Origin of the sequence: Streptomyces sp. CB01881, from assembly GCF_002953255.1 — a bacterium.
In the GTDB taxonomy this organism is placed as follows: domain Bacteria; phylum Actinomycetota; class Actinomycetes; order Streptomycetales; family Streptomycetaceae; genus Kitasatospora.
The window spans coordinates 268,340-285,438 of the sequence record NZ_CP026498.1 but is presented as its reverse complement, the minus strand read 5'-3'; the positions used below and the strand labels follow the sequence as shown (position 1 = coordinate 285,438).

At 75.3% G+C, this 17,099-nt stretch carries 16 protein-coding genes and 1 pseudogene; 12 read left to right on the top strand and 5 right to left on the bottom strand.

Annotation, left to right across the window (positions count from 1 at the left end; translation table 11 throughout):
- Positions 1-318: 318 nt before the first annotated feature.
- Positions 319-1,104: an alpha/beta hydrolase gene (locus C2142_RS01330; protein WP_148640669.1), complete on the bottom strand. Its 786-nt coding sequence runs from the start codon at positions 1,102-1,104 to the stop codon at positions 319-321.
- Between the two features lie 63 nt (positions 1,105-1,167).
- Between C2142_RS01330 and C2142_RS39060 the strand changes: the two are divergent.
- A pseudogene (locus C2142_RS39060) lies at positions 1,168-1,350 on the top strand (IS5/IS1182 family transposase); the annotation flags it as partial.
- Between the two features lie 92 nt (positions 1,351-1,442).
- Here C2142_RS39060 and C2142_RS01325 read toward each other — a convergent pair.
- Positions 1,443-2,171 (bottom strand): hypothetical protein, encoded by a 729-nt coding sequence (locus C2142_RS01325; protein WP_153882742.1) that lies wholly within the window; start codon positions 2,169-2,171, stop codon positions 1,443-1,445.
- Between the two features lie 383 nt (positions 2,172-2,554).
- Here C2142_RS01325 and C2142_RS01320 point away from each other — a divergent pair, with 383 nt between their 5' ends.
- The 8 genes from C2142_RS01320 to C2142_RS01285 all read left to right on the top strand — a co-directional run bounded on the left by C2142_RS01320 (position 2,555) and on the right by C2142_RS01285 (position 11,405).
- Positions 2,555-3,616, top strand: a complete 1,062-nt coding sequence (locus C2142_RS01320; RefSeq protein WP_148640666.1) for a phosphatidylinositol-specific phospholipase C domain-containing protein — start codon at positions 2,555-2,557, stop codon at positions 3,614-3,616.
- 410 nt (positions 3,617-4,026) lie between these two features.
- Complete coding sequence (locus C2142_RS01315; protein ID WP_148640665.1) at positions 4,027-4,962, top strand: DUF4129 domain-containing protein; 936 nt, start codon at positions 4,027-4,029, stop codon at positions 4,960-4,962.
- A complete protein-coding gene (locus tag C2142_RS01310) occupies positions 4,959-5,507 on the top strand; it encodes a hypothetical protein (RefSeq protein WP_148640664.1) in 549 nt (182 codons plus the stop codon). Before C2142_RS01315 ends, C2142_RS01310 begins: the two co-directional genes overlap by 4 nt.
- A 192-nt stretch (positions 5,508-5,699) precedes the next feature.
- On the top strand, positions 5,700-6,767 hold the full coding sequence (locus tag C2142_RS01305; RefSeq protein WP_148640663.1) for a MoxR family ATPase: 1,068 nt from the start codon (positions 5,700-5,702) through the stop codon (positions 6,765-6,767).
- The gene (locus C2142_RS01300) at positions 6,764-8,272 is read left to right on the top strand and encodes a DUF58 domain-containing protein (protein ID WP_346766354.1); all 1,509 of its coding nucleotides are present in this window, start codon (positions 6,764-6,766) and stop codon (positions 8,270-8,272) included. The genes C2142_RS01305 and C2142_RS01300 overlap by 4 nt, the downstream gene beginning before the upstream one ends.
- Positions 8,269-8,811, top strand: a complete 543-nt coding sequence (locus C2142_RS01295) for a hypothetical protein (protein ID WP_148640662.1) — start codon at positions 8,269-8,271, stop codon at positions 8,809-8,811. Before C2142_RS01300 ends, C2142_RS01295 begins: the two co-directional genes overlap by 4 nt.
- A gap of 54 nt (positions 8,812-8,865) precedes the next feature.
- The gene (locus C2142_RS01290; RefSeq protein ID WP_148640661.1) at positions 8,866-9,621 is read left to right on the top strand and encodes an alpha/beta hydrolase; all 756 of its coding nucleotides are present in this window, start codon (positions 8,866-8,868) and stop codon (positions 9,619-9,621) included.
- 314 nt (positions 9,622-9,935) lie between these two features.
- Positions 9,936-11,405 (top strand): glutamate synthase subunit beta, encoded by a 1,470-nt coding sequence (locus C2142_RS01285; protein ID WP_148642110.1) that lies wholly within the window; start codon positions 9,936-9,938, stop codon positions 11,403-11,405.
- Between the two features lie 142 nt (positions 11,406-11,547).
- Here C2142_RS01285 and C2142_RS01280 read toward each other — a convergent pair whose 3' ends face one another.
- The gene (locus C2142_RS01280) at positions 11,548-12,558 is read right to left on the bottom strand and encodes an NADP-dependent oxidoreductase (RefSeq protein ID WP_174315568.1); all 1,011 of its coding nucleotides are present in this window, start codon (positions 12,556-12,558) and stop codon (positions 11,548-11,550) included.
- Between the two features lie 270 nt (positions 12,559-12,828).
- On the opposite strand from C2142_RS01280, the gene C2142_RS01275 reads away from it, so the two are divergent.
- The 3 genes from C2142_RS01275 (at position 12,829) to C2142_RS01265 (ending at position 15,582) form a co-directional block, all read left to right on the top strand.
- On the top strand, positions 12,829-13,152 hold the full coding sequence (locus tag C2142_RS01275) for a DUF1330 domain-containing protein (protein ID WP_148640660.1): 324 nt from the start codon (positions 12,829-12,831) through the stop codon (positions 13,150-13,152).
- Positions 13,153-13,400: 248 nt separating this feature from the next.
- Positions 13,401-14,729: a DUF3533 domain-containing protein gene (locus C2142_RS01270; RefSeq protein ID WP_148640659.1), complete on the top strand. Its 1,329-nt coding sequence runs from the start codon at positions 13,401-13,403 to the stop codon at positions 14,727-14,729.
- A 199-nt stretch (positions 14,730-14,928) separates the two neighbouring features.
- Positions 14,929-15,582, top strand: coding sequence for a GPP34 family phosphoprotein (locus C2142_RS01265; RefSeq protein ID WP_148640658.1), 654 nt, complete (start codon positions 14,929-14,931; stop codon positions 15,580-15,582).
- Between the two features lie 104 nt (positions 15,583-15,686).
- Here the strand turns inward: C2142_RS01265 and C2142_RS01260 are convergent, their stop codons facing one another.
- Positions 15,687-16,358 carry a GNAT family N-acetyltransferase gene (locus C2142_RS01260; RefSeq protein WP_162002377.1) on the bottom strand — a complete coding sequence of 224 codons (672 nt, stop codon included), beginning with the start codon at positions 16,356-16,358 and terminating at the stop codon, positions 15,687-15,689.
- Between the two features lie 72 nt (positions 16,359-16,430).
- The gene (locus C2142_RS01255) at positions 16,431-16,682 is read right to left on the bottom strand and encodes a transposase (RefSeq protein WP_148640656.1); all 252 of its coding nucleotides are present in this window, start codon (positions 16,680-16,682) and stop codon (positions 16,431-16,433) included.
- Between the last annotated feature and the right edge of the window lie 417 nt (positions 16,683-17,099).

The following is a 17,099-nucleotide window of genomic DNA, read 5'->3' as shown; positions in this document are numbered from 1 at the left end:
GGTGGCGGGTGAAGTCGACAGACTCCCCGCCGTCGGCCCCCCGAAACGCCTGCACTATACCCAGCGATCTTCCCGCCGAGCCGGTACACCATCCGCGGACCGGCACGATGCGGCGTCATCGGCCGTCATGTCCTGGCCCGGCTCCTGCCCGCCCGACGGGTCCGCACGAAAGACCGCATCGTCAACCGCGCGATCTCCACGTCTAACGCACGCGGACCCGCCATCGATCGGGCTACCTACAAAGCCACCATCAGCATCAAGATGCTCACGAACACCCCTTGGCGCCCCGTCCACCGCCCTGACTGAACGGCGTTGGTCCTAGCGGGCGAGGAACGGGAGCAGCGCGGCGACGAGTTCGGTGGGCGCGTCCAGGGCGATGAGGTGGGCCGCGGAGGGGAACTCGACCAGGGTGGCACCGGGGACGGCGTCGGCGTACCGGCGGCTGATGTCCTGGAAGTCGGGGACGTCGAGGCGCCCGATTCCGACCAGGGTGGGGACGGCGATCGTGGCGACGTCGCCGTCCGTGACGCCCTGGGAGTGCGTCCCCACGACGTCCTGGTTCGCCAGTGACGTCCGGACCGCACCGCGGAGGCGGTCGGCCAGTGCCGGGTCCACCGCGTCCCAGGTGCGGGCCGGCCCGCGCACCCACATGTCCAGGTTCACTTGGACGGCCTCGTCGAGGTCCCCCGCGTCCAGGGCCGCCGTCTCGGCCTCGTCGTAAGCGATCATGTCCGCGGACCAGTGGTATCCCGGCCACGGCGGGGAGAGCAGGACGAGGGAGTGCACCCGGTCCGGGTGGGCGAGCGCGAACTCCACGGCCACGCGGCCGCCCCAGGAGGCGCCGACGAGCCGGACACGCTCGTGGCCGAGGTGGTCCAGGAGACGGCGCAGGTCGTCGGCCTCGCTGAACGGGCCGGTCGGGGGCGCGGATTCACCGAAGCCGCGCAGGTCGTACCGGATGACCGTGTGCCGCTCCGCGAGGGCGGGCACGATCGCGTCCCACATCCGGTGATCGGCGATGCCGGCGTGGACGAGGACCACGGGCGGCCCGTCGCCGGTGACGGTGTGGGAGAGGTGGCCGAGATCGTCGGCGAAGATCATCATCCGGAGATCCTCGCAGGTCGGCGCTCAGGCCGCCATCCGGTTTTGAGCGGTGCCCGCCACACCGGCTCCGCGCACCACCTGATCGGCGGCCGCCGCGGAACCCCGCTCTCCGCCACGTCCACCGGCGGGAGCCGGCACGACGTCATCCGGTTCGTGCCGCTGGACGCGAGCCCGTTGGACCGGGGCCGGCGGGGACGACCCCGCCGGCCCCGCCGGCCGGGCGCGGGCCGGGGCCACGACCTAGACAAGTGCCTGGCGGCGTCAGGTCACGCCCTACTCGTCCGGGTCCCAGGCGATGAGCTGGTCGACGATGCGTGGGCCGCCGCGGGAACGACCGGTCAGCGCGACTCCAGATCGGCGCGGTCGACCTGGCCGTTCAAGGGTTCCACCGGGCCGAGCGGAACACAGACGTCCTGCTGGTTGCCGATCCGCTTCGAACAGAGCTGGGCGGCCGAGAGGTCGGCGCCCTCGGGGACGAACTGCCAGACGTACTTGTAGTAGGCCGTGTTGGCGTCCAGCTTGCCGAACCAGTCCGGCACGCTGTTCATGTGGACGCCCTCCCGGACGTCGCTCTCGGGGAGGGCCCGCGCCCCGTCGTCGGCGGTGAAGCAGTCCCGGAGCGGGTCGCAGCCCGGGTACTTGACGACGAGGGCCTGGTGGTTCGGGGCGTTGACCGTCCGGTCGGCCGGGTCCGAGGCGACCTTGAGCCGGACCAGCAGCGTGGTCCTTCCGGTGGGGGCGGCGATGCCCGGCAGCGCGGCGCTGGTGTTGGCGCTGACCACCTGGGCGGTGAATCCGGTGTCGACGGCGACCCCGTGGAGCACCTGCCCCCGCGCGGTCGGAACGGCCCGGCCGGGCGCCGTCGGCGCAGGGGGCGGGGCGCTCTCGCTCCGGCCCGGGCCGGGGACGGTGGTGCCGCCTCCAGTGGTGCCGGCGGTGCTGATGGCGCTGCCGGTGGCGTCGGCGGTGGTGCCGGCCGACGGGCCCGCTGCGCTGCCACAGGCCGCGGCGAGCACCGCGACGGTGGCGGCGGCCAGGGATCTGGTCAGCGTACGGCGAAGTGTCATGGCATCCCCCGATGTCAGGTCACGGCCCGCCGCGCCGTGTCGGCGGTCCGGGGGCCCGCACCGGTGGCCCCGGTGTCAGCGCAAGGGTCTACCACACGGAGGTCGCATCCGTCATCGCCGTCCACTGCTGCGGGTCGGTCAGGGACGGTCCGGCCGGCAGGTTGTCGAGGGCGCGCCCGCACCGGCGGGGGCCCCGGCCCGCGGCGGGCCGGTCGTCCGGCGGCCGTAGTTGTCCCGTCGGCGTTACGGAGTTGTTGTGCTCGCTTCACGTGAGGGTCGCCCGGGCCGGGCATCGTCCGAGGACGACCGCCGCACGCGTTCCGGGACAACCGCACGCGTTCTGACACGCAGCCACACGCGTTCTGACAAGGGGACAAGCCACCGTGACCGTACGCCGCGCCCTCGCCGGCACCATCGCCGCCGGTCTGCTCGCCGCAGCCGCCACCGCCCTCCTGCCGGCCCCGGTGGCCGACGCGAGCGGGCCCGGCGACCTCCCGTTCGGCTCGGCCACCACCGTCGGCATCCACAACACCTACGACCCGGCCGCGTTCGGCCGCCTCGCCCAGGCCCTCGACACCGGCACCGGCATGATCGAGCTGGACGCCTGGACGGACACCGTCACCAAGGAGTGGAAGGTCAGCCACTCCAACCCGCTGGGCAACGCCAACAACTGTGCCGCCGCCGGCACCCCCGCGCAGCTCTACACCGGCGGCACCAACAAGAACCCGGAGACCTGCCTCGACGACGTCCGGATCTGGCTCGGGGCCCACCCCGAGGCCGGCCCGCTGGTGGTCAAGCTGGAACTGAAGGGCGGCTTCGCCGGCAACCGCGGCATGGGCCCCGCCCAGCTCGACTCGCTGATCGCCGCACACCTCGGCCCCGCCGTCTTCCGCCCCGCCGACCTGCTCGCCAAGCCCGGCGGAGGCTCGTACGCGACCGCCGACGAGGCCGCCCGTGCGGGCAACTGGCCGACCCGCGCGGCGCTCGCCGGGCGGGTGCTGCTGTACGTCATCCCCGGCACCTTCGAGCTGGGCAACCCGTTCGACACCCTGCACACCGACGTCGAGTACGGCCGCCACCTGCGCGACCTCGCCGCGGCCGGCCGGATCGGCGACGCCCAGGTCTTCCCGGCCGTCCTCGGCGCCGCGGCCGGCGACCCGCGCACCCAGTACGCGGAGACGGCCATCCGCCCCTGGTTCGTCGTCTTCGACGGCGACGCCGCCGCGTACACCGGCGGGATCGACACGTCCTGGTACGACAGCCGGCACTACCTGCTGACGATGACCGACGCCCACAACGTCGCCCCCGCGATCAGCGCCACCGACCCGACGGCCGACCAGGCCCGCGCCCGCGCCGAACAGCTCGCCCGGGCCCACGCGAGCATCGTCTCCAGCGACTGGCGCAAGCTCCCCGCGGTCCAGTCCCTGGTGTTCCCGCGAGGCTGACCACCCGGCCCTGCCCCGCGTCCGGCCCGGGATGGTCCGGGACGGCCGGGGCAGTGGGGCAGGCGGTGGGCCCGCCTGACTGCCTCTCGGCCGGGTTGCCGGCCGTAGGTTCGCCTGCCCGGACTCCGGACGTCGGGGCCCGGGCTGCGACGCCGGGCCGTCCGTTCCGGCCCACCCGGCCCCCGCCGGCCCGGCGAGTCGGCCACGGGCCTCCCTCCGTCGGATCCGCCCGCCCACCTCGTCCGCCCCCTCCTTTCGGGGGGTGACAGTGCGACAGTTGGTGTGCGACGCTGCACTTCGCGTGTGATCATCCGCGCGCGGAGGGACCGGGGGGTGGCCGCATGGGCGGCGAGGTGCCGTCGGGCGGGGCCGGGCGAGGGCCGGGCGGGCGGACAGTGATCGTCCTTCTGGTGGGAGTCGGGCTGCCGGTGGCCGCAGCGGCGTTGCGTCCGGACGGCGGGCTGCGCGGCACGGCCACGACCGGGTTGATCGGGCCCATCGGGCTGGTGGTGCTGCTGGCCCTGGGCTGGGCGGCGCTCGTCGGCCGGTTCGCGGTGCGGTTCCGCGAGGAGGTCCGGCATCTGGACGGGCCGACGCCGTGGGCCGAGCGACTGCGGGGGGCGGCCATGGTGCTGCTGCCCGGGGCCGCCGTCGCGGTGCCGCTGCTGCTGTTCGCCTTCCGCCGGCTCCACGGGCCGGTCGGGACGGTGAACGGGCCCTTGGAGGTGCTGCCGAGCTCCTCGCACCCGCCGACGCCGCCGCCGGTGCCGGTGGACCCGAGCTCAGGGGGCCTGCTCAAGGCCCTCGTCGCGGTGCTGATCGGCGCGTTGGCCGTCGCGGTGGCGGTCGCGTTCGTGGTCTTCCTCGTCCAGGTCTGGCGGCGCCTGAGCATTTCCCGGAACCGGTTGCCCGCGCCGCTGCCCGCCGCCCCCGCGCGGCCCGAGGAGGTGCTCGCGGCCGCCGTGGCCACCGGTCGCCGGGCGCTTTCCGGCGATGACGCGCGGGCGGCGGTGATCGCCTGCTACGCCGCGATGGAGGGCTCGTTGGCGGCTTCCGGCACGGCCCGGCGGGCCTGCGACAGCCCGACCGAGCTGCTGGAGCGCGCGGTGGCCGACGACCACGTGGACCGCGGTTCAGCTGAGGCGCTCACCGGGCTGTTCCGGGAGGCGCGTTACTCGTCCCACCCGATGGGCGACGGCCACGTGGGCCGCGCACAGGGCGCGTTGGACGCGATCGCGGCCCACCTCGCGGCCCGGGCGGAGGCGCCGTCCGAGCCCGTCCCGGCCGCAGGAACGACCGCGGGCACGGCCGCGGGTACCACCGGCCCGGCAGGAGGACGCGGATGAACACCGGCCGGAACAGACCGGGGCAGGACGAGGCCGGCCCCGGTGGGGGACGGGACGCGGTGGCCGAGCCCGGCTCGGTCAAGCACAGTCTGATCGAGCTGATCACGGTGGCCGTCCTGGCGGAGATCCTCTTCGCGCTGGTCGGCGGTGCGCCCGCGGCCGGCGCCGGGGCGGTCCTGCTGACCGCCGTCGCCCTGGTCGTCGGCCGGTACGTCGCCGGCGCCGGGGTCGGGACGGAAGGCCTGCGGCAGCGCGCACGGTTGATGGAGGCGCACGAGCCCGGGCTCGGCGACTGGCGCTGGACCGTCCGGCACGGGCTCGACCCGCAGGGCGACAGCCAGCCGTTGCGCGGCCGGCTCCAACGGCTGTTCGCGGCACGGCTGTCGGACGCGCACGGGGTCTCGCTGACCGCCGACCGCGACCGGGCCGCCGAACTGGTCGGCCCCCGGCTCTGGCCCTGGATCGACCCGGAGGCCGCGGCGTCGGCCGAGCCCGTTCCGGCGCCGGTCCTGCTGGCCCTCGTCGACCGGCTCGAATCCCTGTAGCCGGGAAGAACCACCGGCCGCACGCACCGACCCGTAGCACCCTCCCCGTACCACCGCCCCGCTCGACACGCAGCACCCTCCCCCTACCACCGCCCCGCTCGACACGCAGCACCCTCCCCCTACCACCGCCCCGCTCGACACGCAGCATCACCCCACGGCACCGACACCGCAGCCAGCCCCTTCAGGAGAGCCATGACCGCCGTTCCCCAGGCCCCCGCCGCCCCGGTTGCCGAGACCGGTGACGCCGTCCCGGCCCCCGTGCTGACGCCGCAGGAGGCCGGCAAGCGCGCCCGCGCGGTGGTCGAGGAGATCGAACGGGCCGTGGTGGGCAAGCCCGAGGCCCTCCGCCTGGTGATGCTCGGCGTGCTGGCCGGCGGCCATGTGCTGATCGAGGACCTGCCCGGGCTCGGCAAGACCCTGCTGGCGCGCTCCTTCGCGACCACCCTCGGCCTGGACTTCCGCCGGATCCAGTTCACCCCCGACCTGCTGCCCTCGGACGTCACCGGCGCGCCGTTCTACGACCGGGGCAGCGGGGAGATGGTCTTCAGGCCCGGCCCGCTCTTCACCCAGCTCCTGCTGGCCGACGAGATCAACCGGACCCCGCCGAAGACCCAGGCGGCGCTGCTGGAGGCGATGGCCGAGGGGCAGGTCTCCGTGGACGGGGCCACCCGCCGGCTCCCGCAGCCGTTCGCGGTGATCGCCACCGCCAACCCGATCGAGTACGAGGGCACCTACTCCCTGCCGGAGGCGCAGCTCGACCGCTTCCTCCTCCGGGTGCGGATGGGCTACCTGTCCACCGGGCTGGAGGCGGCGATGCTCCGGGCCCGGCTGGACCGGTCGGTGCCCGAGCCCGTCCTGGAGCCGGTCAGCAGCCCGGCCGAACTGCTCGCCATGCGGGCGGCCGTGGAGCGGGTCGAGGTGGACGACGACCTGGTCGAGTACGTGGTCGCGCTGGTCGATGCGACCCGCCGCGACCAGCAGATCCAGGTCGGCGCCTCGCCCCGCGGCGGCCTCGCGCTGATCCAACTCGCCCGGGCCCGGGCGATGGTGGAGGGCCGCGACTACCTGACGCCGGAGGACGTGAAGGCGCTCGCCGTGCCGGCGCTGGCCCACCGCATCACCTTGAAGCCGGAGTTGTGGGTGCGCCAGATCGAGTCGGACGACGTGCTGGCGCGGCTGGTCGCCACCGTCCCGGCGCCGCAGACGCTGCCGCGGGCGGCGGAGACGGACGCGGACCGCTCGCCGGGCGGCGCCCGGTGAATCCCGCGTCACCGGACGGGCAGCGGGCCCGCCGGCTCGCCGCGCAGAGCGCCGCCGCCGGCCGCCGCCCGGTGCGGCGGCTGGCCGTGGCGCCCGCGGGCAGCGGAGGCCGGTCCTCCACGCCCGCCGCCGAGCGGCCCGCCACCGAGCGGCCTCGTGCCCGGAGGGACGGCCAGGTTGCCGACCGGGTCACCGCCCGGCTGCTGGCCCGCAGTGCCCGGGCCACCGTGGCCGGCCTGCCGAGCTCCCCGCCCTCGCCACACTGGCGGGCCGGTGAGCAGACCCTGTGCCTGCTCACCGTGGCCGCCGTCGCGGCCGTCGCCGCCCTGGCCACCGGCCACGCCTGGCTGCTCGCCCTGGCGGCCGGCCCCGCCGTCCTGCTGGCGCTGGCCGCCCCGGGCCACGGCAGGCCGACCCGGCTGGCCGCCGAGAGCACCGCCGAACCGCGCCGCTGCTTCGAGGGCGAGCCGGTCGTCGTGCGGATCACCGTGCGGCACGACGGGCGGATCGGCCCGCTCGACCCCACCGTCGCCCTCGGTCCCGGAGTGGCCCTGGAGGCGCTCACCGTCGGAGCGGCCGAGGTGGACCTCGTCCTGCGCGCCCGGAGCTGGGGCCGCTGGACCCTGGGCGCCGTCGACCTCGACGTCTACGACGCCGGGGGCCTGACCCGCCGGACGGTGCGCACCGAACTCGGCGAGGTGGACGTCTTCCCGGTGCCGAGCGCCGCCCGGCTCACCCCGATCCCGGTCCGGCTGCCCGAGCGGCTCGGCGAGCACACCACCGTCCAGGAGGGCACCGGCGTCGAGGTGGTCGGCGTGCGCCCGCACGTGCCGGGCGAGCGCCAGCGGCGCATCCACTGGCCGTCGACCACCCGCCGCGACGCCGTCCAGATCAACCAGTTCGCCGCCGAGCGGGCCGCCGACGCGGTCGTCCTGCTGGACACCCTGGCCGACTTCCGGGACGCCGCCACCGGCCTGTCCAGCCTGGACGAGACGCTGCGCGCGGCCGGCGGGCTGACCCGCGCCTACCTGCGCCGGCACGACCGGGTCGGCCTGGTCGCCATCGGCGGGAAGCTGCGCTGGCTCGCCGCGGGCACCGGGGACCGGCAGTTCTACCGGATGGTGGAGAGCGTGCTGGAGGTCCGCCAGGACCGCCGCCACCGCGGCACCGACCTCCCCCGGCTCCCACTGCCCGCCCTGCCCGGCCACGCGCTGGTGTACGCGTTCACCTCGCTCGCCGACCAGCGGATCCTGGACGTGCTCGGGCAGGTCCGCGACCGCGGCAATCCGCTCGTCGTGGTGGAGATCCCGGCCGGCGAACCGGCGGTGGAGCCCGGCGACGAGATCGACGCCCTCGCCCTGCGGCTCTGGCACGCCGAGCGCGAGGCGATGCGCTCGGCCCTGCGGGCGAAGGGTGTCCCGGTGGCCCGCTACACCCCGGGCGAGGCGCTCGACCTCGCGCTCGCGCCCCTGCTGCGCCGCCGGATCGGGGGAGGAGTCCGATGAACGTGACACTGCCGCCCTGGGCGGAGCGCGCCGCGCTGCGCGCCACGGGAGCCGCGCTGGCGATCGCCGCCGCCGGGCCGGTGGACGATCCTGGCAGCGCGGTGGACCGGTTCGGGCCGGCCGCCGCGGTGATCGCCGGCGCCCTCGCCGCCGCGGGCGCCGTGCCGCCGGTGGACCCGCGGAACCGTCCGGTCGGCTGGGCGGCCCGTCTGGCGGCGGGCCGCGCCACCGTGCTGCCCGCCGGGGCGGTGGCGCTCGCCGCGCTGGGCGAGCCGCCGTTCTGGCAGGCCGCGGCGGTGGCCGTGCTGCTGACCGGATACCTGCTGCTGGTCGACGCCTTCGGCTCGCACCGGCGTACGGCCGGGCCGGCGCACGGGGTGGCCGCGGTCGCCGCGTCCCTGCTGGTCCTGCCGGTGGCCTTCGCGCCGACCGGGGCGGGGGAGTGGTCCCGTCCGGTGGCCGTGCTCGGGCTGGTGGCGGCGGCCTGCGGCGTCGGCCTGGCGTTCTGGCCCCACCGTGGGCGCCAGGTGCGGGAGTAGCCCGCGGACGGATGGGAAGGTAACCGCCGTCAGATCGCCAGAAGGGAGCCGTGGATGACGATCAGTCACCGCACCATCGGAGCCGGCGGGCAGAAGGTGCTCGTCCTGCACGACTGGTTCGGAACCAGCGCCGGGTGGGGCCAGTTCCTAGACCACCTGGACCGGGACACTTTCGGCTATGCCTTCCTCGACTACCGCGGCTACGGTGAACGACGGGACGTGGACGGCGAGTTCACCCTCGCCGAGATCGCCTCGGACGCGCTCGCCCTGGCCGACCGGCTCGGCTGGGACGAGTTCTCCGTGGTCGGGCACTCGATGGGCGGCAAGGCGGCGCAGCGCGTCCTCGCCGAGGCTCCGCAGCGGGTCCGGAAGCTGGTCGGGGTGACGCCCGTCCCGGCGAGCGCCTTCCCGCTGGAGGGCGGCATGGACGACCTCTTCCACGGGGCGCCCGAGCACGCCGCCAACCGCCGGGCCATCCTCGACCTGGTCACCGGGAACCGTGCCTGCGGCCGCTGGCTGGACGCGATGACAGCCCGCTCGGTGGCCGGCTCCCGCCCGGAGGCGATGGGCGCCTACCTCCGGGACTGGAGCACCCAGGACTTCGCGGCGAAGGTGGCCGGCAGCACCCTGCCGGTCAAGGTCTTCGTCGGCGAGCACGACCCGGCCCTGTCGGCCGAGGTGATGCGCGGCACCTGGCTGGCGCACTACCCGCAGGCGGAGCTGGAGGTCCTCACCAACTCCGGCCACTACCCGATGCACGAGGTGCCGGTGGCCTTCGCCACCGCCCTGGAGGCCTTCCTGCGCGACTGACCCGCCCCGGCGGTGCTCCCGTCCGCCCGGGCCGGCGGCCCCTGTCACCGGCCCGGCAGCCTCCCTCCCCGCCCGCTTCCGGCTGCTTCCGCCCGCTTCCCGCTGAGCCTCCCGTCGGCTCCAGTGGCCACTCCCGTCGGCTCCCGCCGCCCCTCCGGTGGACCCGGCGAGCGTCCCCCCTCCCGCCGGGCGGTCCGCAGGCGTACCGTGGCCACACGGTGATGCGCCGGCCGGGGGCGCGCCCGTCCGGCCCGGCACGGCGGCGTCGCCACCCGCGTTGGCACGCCCTGCCGGAGACCGCGATGGCTGATTCCATGGCCGACCGCATGGCCTTTTTCACCACGCCCCGGCGGCCGCGCGAGCGTCGGGCCCCGCAGGAGCGGCTGGGGGACTGGCACGAGGTCTACCGGGAGGGCGCGCTGCTGCCGGTCGTCGGCTCCCAGGCGGCCCGCTGCATGGACTGCGGCCTGCCGTTCTGCCACCACGCCTGCCCGTTGGGCAACGTCATCCCTGACTGGAACACGCTGGTCGCCCACCAGGACTGGGGCGCGGCCGCCTCGCGTCTGCTGGCCACCAACAACTTCCCCGAGTTCACCGGCCGGCTCTGCCCGGCTCCCTGCGAGAGCGCCTGCGTGCTGGCGATCGACGGCGAGGCCGTGACGATCAAGAACGTGGAGCTGGCGATCGCCGACCGGGCCTGGGAGGACGGGTACGACCGGCCGCAGCCGCCGGAGCGGATGACCGGCTTGCGGGTGGCCGTGGTCGGTTCGGGCCCGGCCGGCCTGGCCGCGGCCCAGCAGCTGACCCGGGCCGGCCACACCACCACGGTGTACGAGCGGGCCGACCGGATCGGCGGGCTGCTGCGCTACGGCATCCCGCCGTTCCGGCTGGAGAAGCACCGCCTGGACCGGCGGATCGGCCAGATGGCGGCGGAGGGCACCCGGTTCCGCACCCGGGTGGCGGTCGGCCGGGACGTGTCCGCGGACGCCCTGCGGGCCCGGCACGACGCGATGGTCGTCGCGGTCGGTGCCAGGGCCTGCCGCGACCTCCCGGTGGCCGGCCGCCGGCTGCCCGGGGTGTACCAGGCGATCACCTACCTGACCCTGGCCAACCGGGTGGACGAGGGCGACTGCCCGGCCTCCCCGGTGAGCGCCGAGGGCCGCAGCGTGGTGATCGTCGGCGGTGGCGACACCGCCGCCGACTGCCTGGGCACGGCGCTGCGCCAACGGGCCGCCGCCGTCACCCAGTTCGACATCAACCCGCGGCCGCCCGACCGCCGCGCGCCCGGCCAGCCCTGGCCCGTCCACCCGAAGGTGTACCGGGTGACGACCTCGCACGAGGAGGCCGGCGGCTCGGCCGCCGAGCCGCGGGTGTTCGCGGCGGTGACGGTCGGGTTCGAGGCGGGTGCGGACGGGCGGTTGGCGGCGGTCCGGTTCGCCGAGGCGCGGCCGGGCGACCGCAGCCCCCGGCCCGGGACGGAGCGGACCGTCCCGGCCGAACTGGCGCTGCTGGCCCTCGGCTTCAACGGGCCCGGGCGCCGGAGCGGCCTCGCCCGCCAGCTCGGCCTGGCCGCCGACCGGCAGGGCCGGCTCGTCCGGGACGAGGGCTTCGCCGCCGGGGCGGACGGCGTGTTCGTCGCGGGCGACGCGGGGCGCGGCCAGTCGCTGATCGTCTGGGCGGTCGCCGAGGGCCGGGCGGTGGCGGCCGCCGTCGACGGCTACCTGCGCGGCGGTACCGATCTCCCCGCGCCGGTCGCCCCCTCGGACGGCCCGCTGACCGTCTGAGGCCGGCCCGCGTACCGCCTGGAGCCGGCCCGCGTACCGCCCGGGGCCTGCCCGCTCACCGCCCGGGGCCGGGGAGGGGCCGGCCGCCGTCCGGGCCGTGCGAGCCGTGCGGGCCGGCGCGGGAGGGAAGGGAGGGAAGCGGTCAGACCAGTTCGAGGACGAGCTTGCCGGTGTTCTCGCCGCGGAAGAGCATCCGGAGGGTCTGCGGGAAGTCGTTCACGGTGCCCTTGACCACGTGCTCCAGGACCTTGATCCTCCCCGAGCCGATCCAGCCGCCGATCTCCCGGGCCGCCTCGGTGAAGCGCGGCGCGTAGTCGAAGACCACGAAGCCCTCCATCCGGGCCCGGCAGACCAGCAGCGACAGGTAGTTGGCCGGGCCCTGCACGCCCTCGGTGGCGTTGTACTGGCTGATCGCACCGCAGATCACCACGCGGGCGTGCATCGCCAGGTTGGCCAGCGCCGCCTCCAGGACCTCGCCGCCGACGTTGTCGAAGTAGACGTCGACACCGTCCGGGGCATGGGTGCGCAGCGCCTTCCTGACGTCCTCGGTGCGGTAGTCGATCGCGGCGTCGAAGCCCAGTTCGCCGGTCAGCAGCGCGCACTTCTCGGCCCCGCCGGCGATGCCGACGACCCGGCAGCCCTTCGCCTTGGCGATCTGGCCGGCCATCGTGCCCACGGCGCCCGCGGCGCCGGAGACCACCACCGTCTCGCCCTCCTTGAGCGCCCCGACGTCCAGCAGCCCGAAGTAGGCCGTCATGCCGGGCATGCCCAGCGCGCCGAGGAAGGTCGACGGCGCGGCGGCGGACGGGTCGACCTTCAGCGTGCCCTTGCCGTCGGAGACCACGTGCTCCTGGACGCCGAAGGTACCGACGACCAGGTCGCCGATCCGGAAGCCCGGGTGGTTGGACTCGGTGACCTCGACCACCGAGCCGGCCCGCATCACCTCGCCGAGGCCGACGGGCGGCAGGTAGGAGCGCCGGTCGTCGAGCCAGCCGCGCATGGCCGGGTCCAGCGAGATGAAGCGGGTGCGGCCGGCGAACTCGCCCTCGCCGGGTGCCGCGGCCGCCACGGTGGCGTGCTCCCAGTCCTCGGGGCCGATCTCGCCCACCGGTCGCCGGGCGAGGCGGATCTGACGGTTCTCTGCGGACAACATGACGGCTCCCCTGTCTGGACGTCGGACGAGGGCGATTCTAAGCAAGCGCTTAGTCGGGGCGCCAGGGGGGTGGGCGGATGCGGGCGGTCGCGGAGTACCTATTCCCGACTGATTCCGGTGCGCCGGTGGTGCCGTACGGTCGGAGCCAGGCCGGAACGGTCCGGCCACCGGGACACCAGGCTCCCGGGACCTTCCGGTCCCGGGCCGCCCGGGTCCCGCGAACAGTCGGCTTCCGGGGCACGAGTCCCGGACGACAAGGGGGAGCAGCACATGACCGCCTACGCGCTGGCGCACGTCCACTCGGTCGAGTTCGGCCCGGACATCGTCGAGTACCTGGAGCGCATCGACGCCACCCTGGAGCCCTTCGGCGGGCGCTTCCTGGTCCACGGGGGCGAGGTCGAGGTGCTGGAGGGGTCCTGGGGACCGGACCTGATCGTGATCGAGTTCCCCGACCGCGAGGCGGTGCGCGCCTGGTACGACTCGCCCGCCTACCAGGAGATCCTGGCGCTGCGCACCCGGCACATGGTGGCCGATGCGATCATCGCCCAGGGCGTGCCCGCGGGCTACCGGGGCGCGGACGCGCTGAAGCACTGACCGTCGGCTGACGCACCGGGCGCCGGCCGGCCCCCGGGGTGTCGGCCGGCGCACCGGGCGTCCGTGGGAGCAGCGGGCCCCCGGGTCGGAGCGCCGGGCGTTCCCGGGGCTCCCCCGCGGGGCGTTCCCGAGGCCGCGCCGCCGACCGGGTCGACCCGGTCGGCGGCGCGCGCGAGGCGCCGCGGTCCGGAGGCGGCCGAGGGCTACGGTCGGGCGGGGGCCGACCGAACGACGTCCACGGGAGAGCCATGACTTCGAACCGGCCCGCGGCCGGCGTACGGGCCTCGCAGGTGCTGCGCAACCCCAAGGTCTGGGTGGTGCCGACGGTCATCGTCGGCCTGGTGGGGTTCCTGCTCTCGCTGCTCTACATGGGCGGCATCATCAACCCGCGCGCCGACCTGCACCGGCTGCCGATCGGCCTGGTCAACTCGGACCAGGGCGCCACCGTGGGCGGGCAGCAGCAGAACCTCGGCGCGCAGATCACGGCCGGCATCGCGAACGCGCCGGACCCGGGGGACCAGGTCGACTGGCGGTTGCTCGACCGGGCCGGGGCCAACGAACAGCTGTCCTCCGGCAAGATCGCCGGCGCCCTGGAGGTCCCGGCCGGATTCACCGCCGCCGTCGCCGCCCTCGGCGCCCCGGCCGGCCCGCAGCCGCCGCCACGGCCGACGATCACCGTCCTGACCAACCCCGGGGTGGGCAGCCTGGCCTCGTCACTGGCCTCGTCGATCTCCCAGGCCGCCGCGCAACAGGCCTCGACCCAGCTCGGCCGGACCCTCACCGCCCAAGCCCAAGCCCAGGCCCAGGCCCAGCAGCCGTCCGGGCAGGCCGGCAGCGGCGGCGGTGCGACCAACGCGGCGGCGCTCCAGCTGGCCGACCCGGTGACGGTCGACGTCCAGGTCGGCCACCCGATCGGCCCGCACAGCGGTCTCGGCCTGACGGCGTTCTACTACACGCTGCTGCTCGTCCTCTGCGGCTTCCTGGGTGCGAACGTGATCAACAACGGCGTCGACGTGGCGCTCGGCTACGCGGCCAGTGAGCTGGGGCCGCTGCGCACCCAGCGCCCGCTGGTGCCGATCGGCCGGACCCAGACGTGGGTCGTCACCTCCGTGATGTCGGTCGGGATCTCGCTGCTGACCTCCACCCTGGTGATGCTGGCGACCGTGGGGGTGCTCGGCATGGACGCCTCGCACCTGCCGCTGCTCTGGGTCTTCTCGGTCTGTGCCAGTTCGGCGGTGGGGCTCGGCACCCAGGCGCTGATCGCCGCGTTCGGCGGGATCGGGCAGCTGATCAGCATGTTCGTCTTCATCGCCCTGTCGCTGCCGTCCTCCGGGGCGACCGTCCCGCTCCAGGCCCTGCCGGAGTTCTACCGGGGGCTCGCGGTGTTCGAGCCGATGCGCCAGCTCACGGATGGCGTCCGGGCGATCCTCTACTTCGACGCCCAGGCCGACGCCGGGCTGGCCCGGGCCTGGATCATGATCGCGATCGGGACGGTGGCCGCGCTGGTCTTCGGCTTCGCGATGACCAGGTACTACGACCGCAAGGGCCTGCACCGCTTCCACCCCGAGGCGAGCTGAACACCGGCCCGGAGGCGGGCCGGGCGGGCCGCGCCGAGACGGTTCGGGCACACGACACCGAGGCGGGCCGGGCAGGCGCCACCGAGGCGAGCCGGTCCCGGGGGACGACGGAGGGCCGGCCGGGTGGTCCTGTGGTCGGAGCGCGGTTCCGGCCTCTGGGCCGACGCCGGGCGGCGCCGGGCTCCGTATCGTCGGTGGCATGAACAGACCGCTGCACCTGGCCGCGTATCTGCTGGCCTTCGACACGCAGGCACAGTCCCTGCAGGACCGCACCCGGGCCGGTTTCCTGCTGCGGGCGGCCGCCCTGGCCGAGCTCGCCCATCGCGGCGCCGCCGTCGAGGACGACGCGGGCCGGGTCAGGGTCGTGACGGCCGCCCCGACGGAGGACGGCGTCCTCGACGCGCTGCTCGCCGAGCTGGGCACGCGGCCGCGCACCTGGAAGGCCTGGATCAGAAGGAGCCGCGACGACACGCTGGAGGCCGTCGAGCAGCGGCTCGCCGTGCTCGGTGTGGTGACCATGGCGGACCGCGACCCCTATGGTCCGGTCGTGCCGCACCGGGCGGTGGCGATGGCGGACCCGAGGGAGGCGCTCGACCTCCAGGTGCGGGTGGCGGAGCTCGTGCGCGGCGGCGGCCCGGTCGCCGAGGCACCGTTCGCGGAGGCGGTCCTGGCGGCGCTGGCCGCCCACGGACACCTGCGGCTGGTCCTCTCGCGGCACGACCGGCGGGCCCACACCGAGCGGGTCACGGCGCTCACCGACCGGCTGACGGCCGAAACGCCGGGCCTGGCCCGGGCGGTGGCCGGACTGAACGTGACGATGGTCGCGGCGCAGGGCGGGATGGGCGGCAGTTGACGGGCCGGGGTGTCTGGTGGCCCGGCGGTGCCGTCCTGCTCTCCTGCTCTCCTGCCCGTTCCGCCGTCCTGCCGTTCTGCCGTCCGAGGCCGGTGTCGGCCCGGTCAGTCCGGCAGCCGGATCGTGCCCAGCTCGTGCACCGGCAGGCCGGGGCGGAGCAGCGCCGGGGTCTCGAAGAGGGCCCCGGAGGCCATGCCCGGGACCGTCCTGAGGTACCGCCAGCCGCACGAGCGGTAGTAGCGGTTCAGGCCGGGGTTGTCCGAGCGCGCGTCCAGGCGCAGGACGACGGCGCCCGCGCCGGCCGCCCGGTGGCCGGCCCACTCGTGCAGCAGCCTGCCGATGCCGCGGCCCGCATGGGCGCGGTCGACGATGCTCTTGCGCAGGTAGCGGGCCGGGACGGCGCGCTCCTCGGCCGTCCATCGGCGCCTGCTCCCCCGAGGGCAGATGGTGCACGTGGCTACCGCCGGGCCGTCCGGTTCCAGCAGGGCGAGCACGGTCGCGCCCTTCTCGATGAGGGCCAGCCGGCGCTCGGGCCGGTCGGGGCCGGACCACTGTGGGTTGCCGTGCCGTCCGGCCACCCACGCCGACGCCTCCCGGCGCCAGCGCGCGAGCAGTTCGGCGTCCTCCGGCACGGCGGCGCGCAGGTACAGGACCAGGGGCGGTGCCGCGGTGCTGCCGTCGGCGTCGCGGTCGCGGTCGGCGCTGGGGCGGGGGGCGGCAGGGGCGTCGGGGTGGCCGGGGTCGGCAGGGTCGTCCGGGCTGGCGAAGGTCCTCACCACTGGCGAACGAACCGACGGCGGAAAGGTTGTGCGCGCGCCGCGGGTACCGCGTCGGGCGCGTCCGAGGAGTCAGCGGTGCTCGCCTGTCCGACCCGCCGGAAGTCGGCGTACTGCCCGGGGGCGGTGGCCGTCGGGGCGGCGGATCCTCTGGAGCCGACGCTTCACGGCTCGGGTGATCTGACCCAGGTCCGCGGTGGCGAGATTGCCAATCTCGCGTTTGACCAGTGACCAGATCCACCCCTGCGGGTTGAGGTCAGGCGCGTAGGCGGGCAGATGGAACACCGCGAGCCACTCGGCGTTCGCCTCGATGAACTCACGCATACCGCGGGCAGGTGTAGGCGGAGGTGGTCCCAGGCCAGCACAATCGGGTCGCTGCGGCAGCGATCTCCGAGTTCATTTACCCGGCTTGGAAGCGTTCCGCCACCTGAAGCCGTAACCGCTCCCGTGTGGCCCTCCCCGCGTCGGTCAACCCGCTGCCCTGTGCATACCTCATGTCCCAGGGCTACCGGTGCCGATAGCCGACTGTCAGGTGAACGGCTCCAACATCACCCAATCAAGCTCAGTCGCGGTGCGGAGGGGCGGGTAGCGGTTGGGGGACACCGCGTCCTGGTGCGGCCTCGTAGCCTTGCTGCCCGCGCTGCTGTCCCAGCGCGGCGACCCGGTGACTGCGGTGGCCGCCGCTTCGTTGACGGCCGGCATGCTCGGCCGGACTCGGCACGCCCTCGACCTGGGCGAGGC

Coding starts and splice junctions, on each gene's coding strand:
- C2142_RS01270 (WP_148640659.1), top strand. CDS start 13,401: ATGACTTCGAACCGGCCCGCGGCCGGCGTACGGGCCTCGCAGGTGCTG.
- C2142_RS01290 (WP_148640661.1), top strand. CDS start 8,866: ATGACGATCAGTCACCGCACCATCGGAGCCGGCGGGCAGAAGGTGCTC.
- C2142_RS01280 (WP_174315568.1), bottom strand. CDS start 12,558: ATGTTGTCCGCAGAGAACCGTCAGATCCGCCTCGCCCGGCGACCGGTG.
- C2142_RS01310 (WP_148640664.1), top strand. CDS start 4,959: ATGAACACCGGCCGGAACAGACCGGGGCAGGACGAGGCCGGCCCCGGT.
- C2142_RS01265 (WP_148640658.1), top strand. CDS start 14,929: ATGAACAGACCGCTGCACCTGGCCGCGTATCTGCTGGCCTTCGACACG.
- C2142_RS01295 (WP_148640662.1), top strand. CDS start 8,269: ATGAACGTGACACTGCCGCCCTGGGCGGAGCGCGCCGCGCTGCGCGCC.
- C2142_RS01330 (WP_148640669.1), bottom strand. CDS start 1,104: ATGATGATCTTCGCCGACGATCTCGGCCACCTCTCCCACACCGTCACC.
- C2142_RS01305 (WP_148640663.1), top strand. CDS start 5,700: ATGACCGCCGTTCCCCAGGCCCCCGCCGCCCCGGTTGCCGAGACCGGT.
- C2142_RS01325 (WP_153882742.1), bottom strand. CDS start 2,171: ATGACACTTCGCCGTACGCTGACCAGATCCCTGGCCGCCGCCACCGTC.
- C2142_RS01255 (WP_148640656.1), bottom strand. CDS start 16,682: ATGCGTGAGTTCATCGAGGCGAACGCCGAGTGGCTCGCGGTGTTCCAT.
- C2142_RS01275 (WP_148640660.1), top strand. CDS start 12,829: ATGACCGCCTACGCGCTGGCGCACGTCCACTCGGTCGAGTTCGGCCCG.
- C2142_RS01285 (WP_148642110.1), top strand. CDS start 9,936: ATGGCCGACCGCATGGCCTTTTTCACCACGCCCCGGCGGCCGCGCGAG.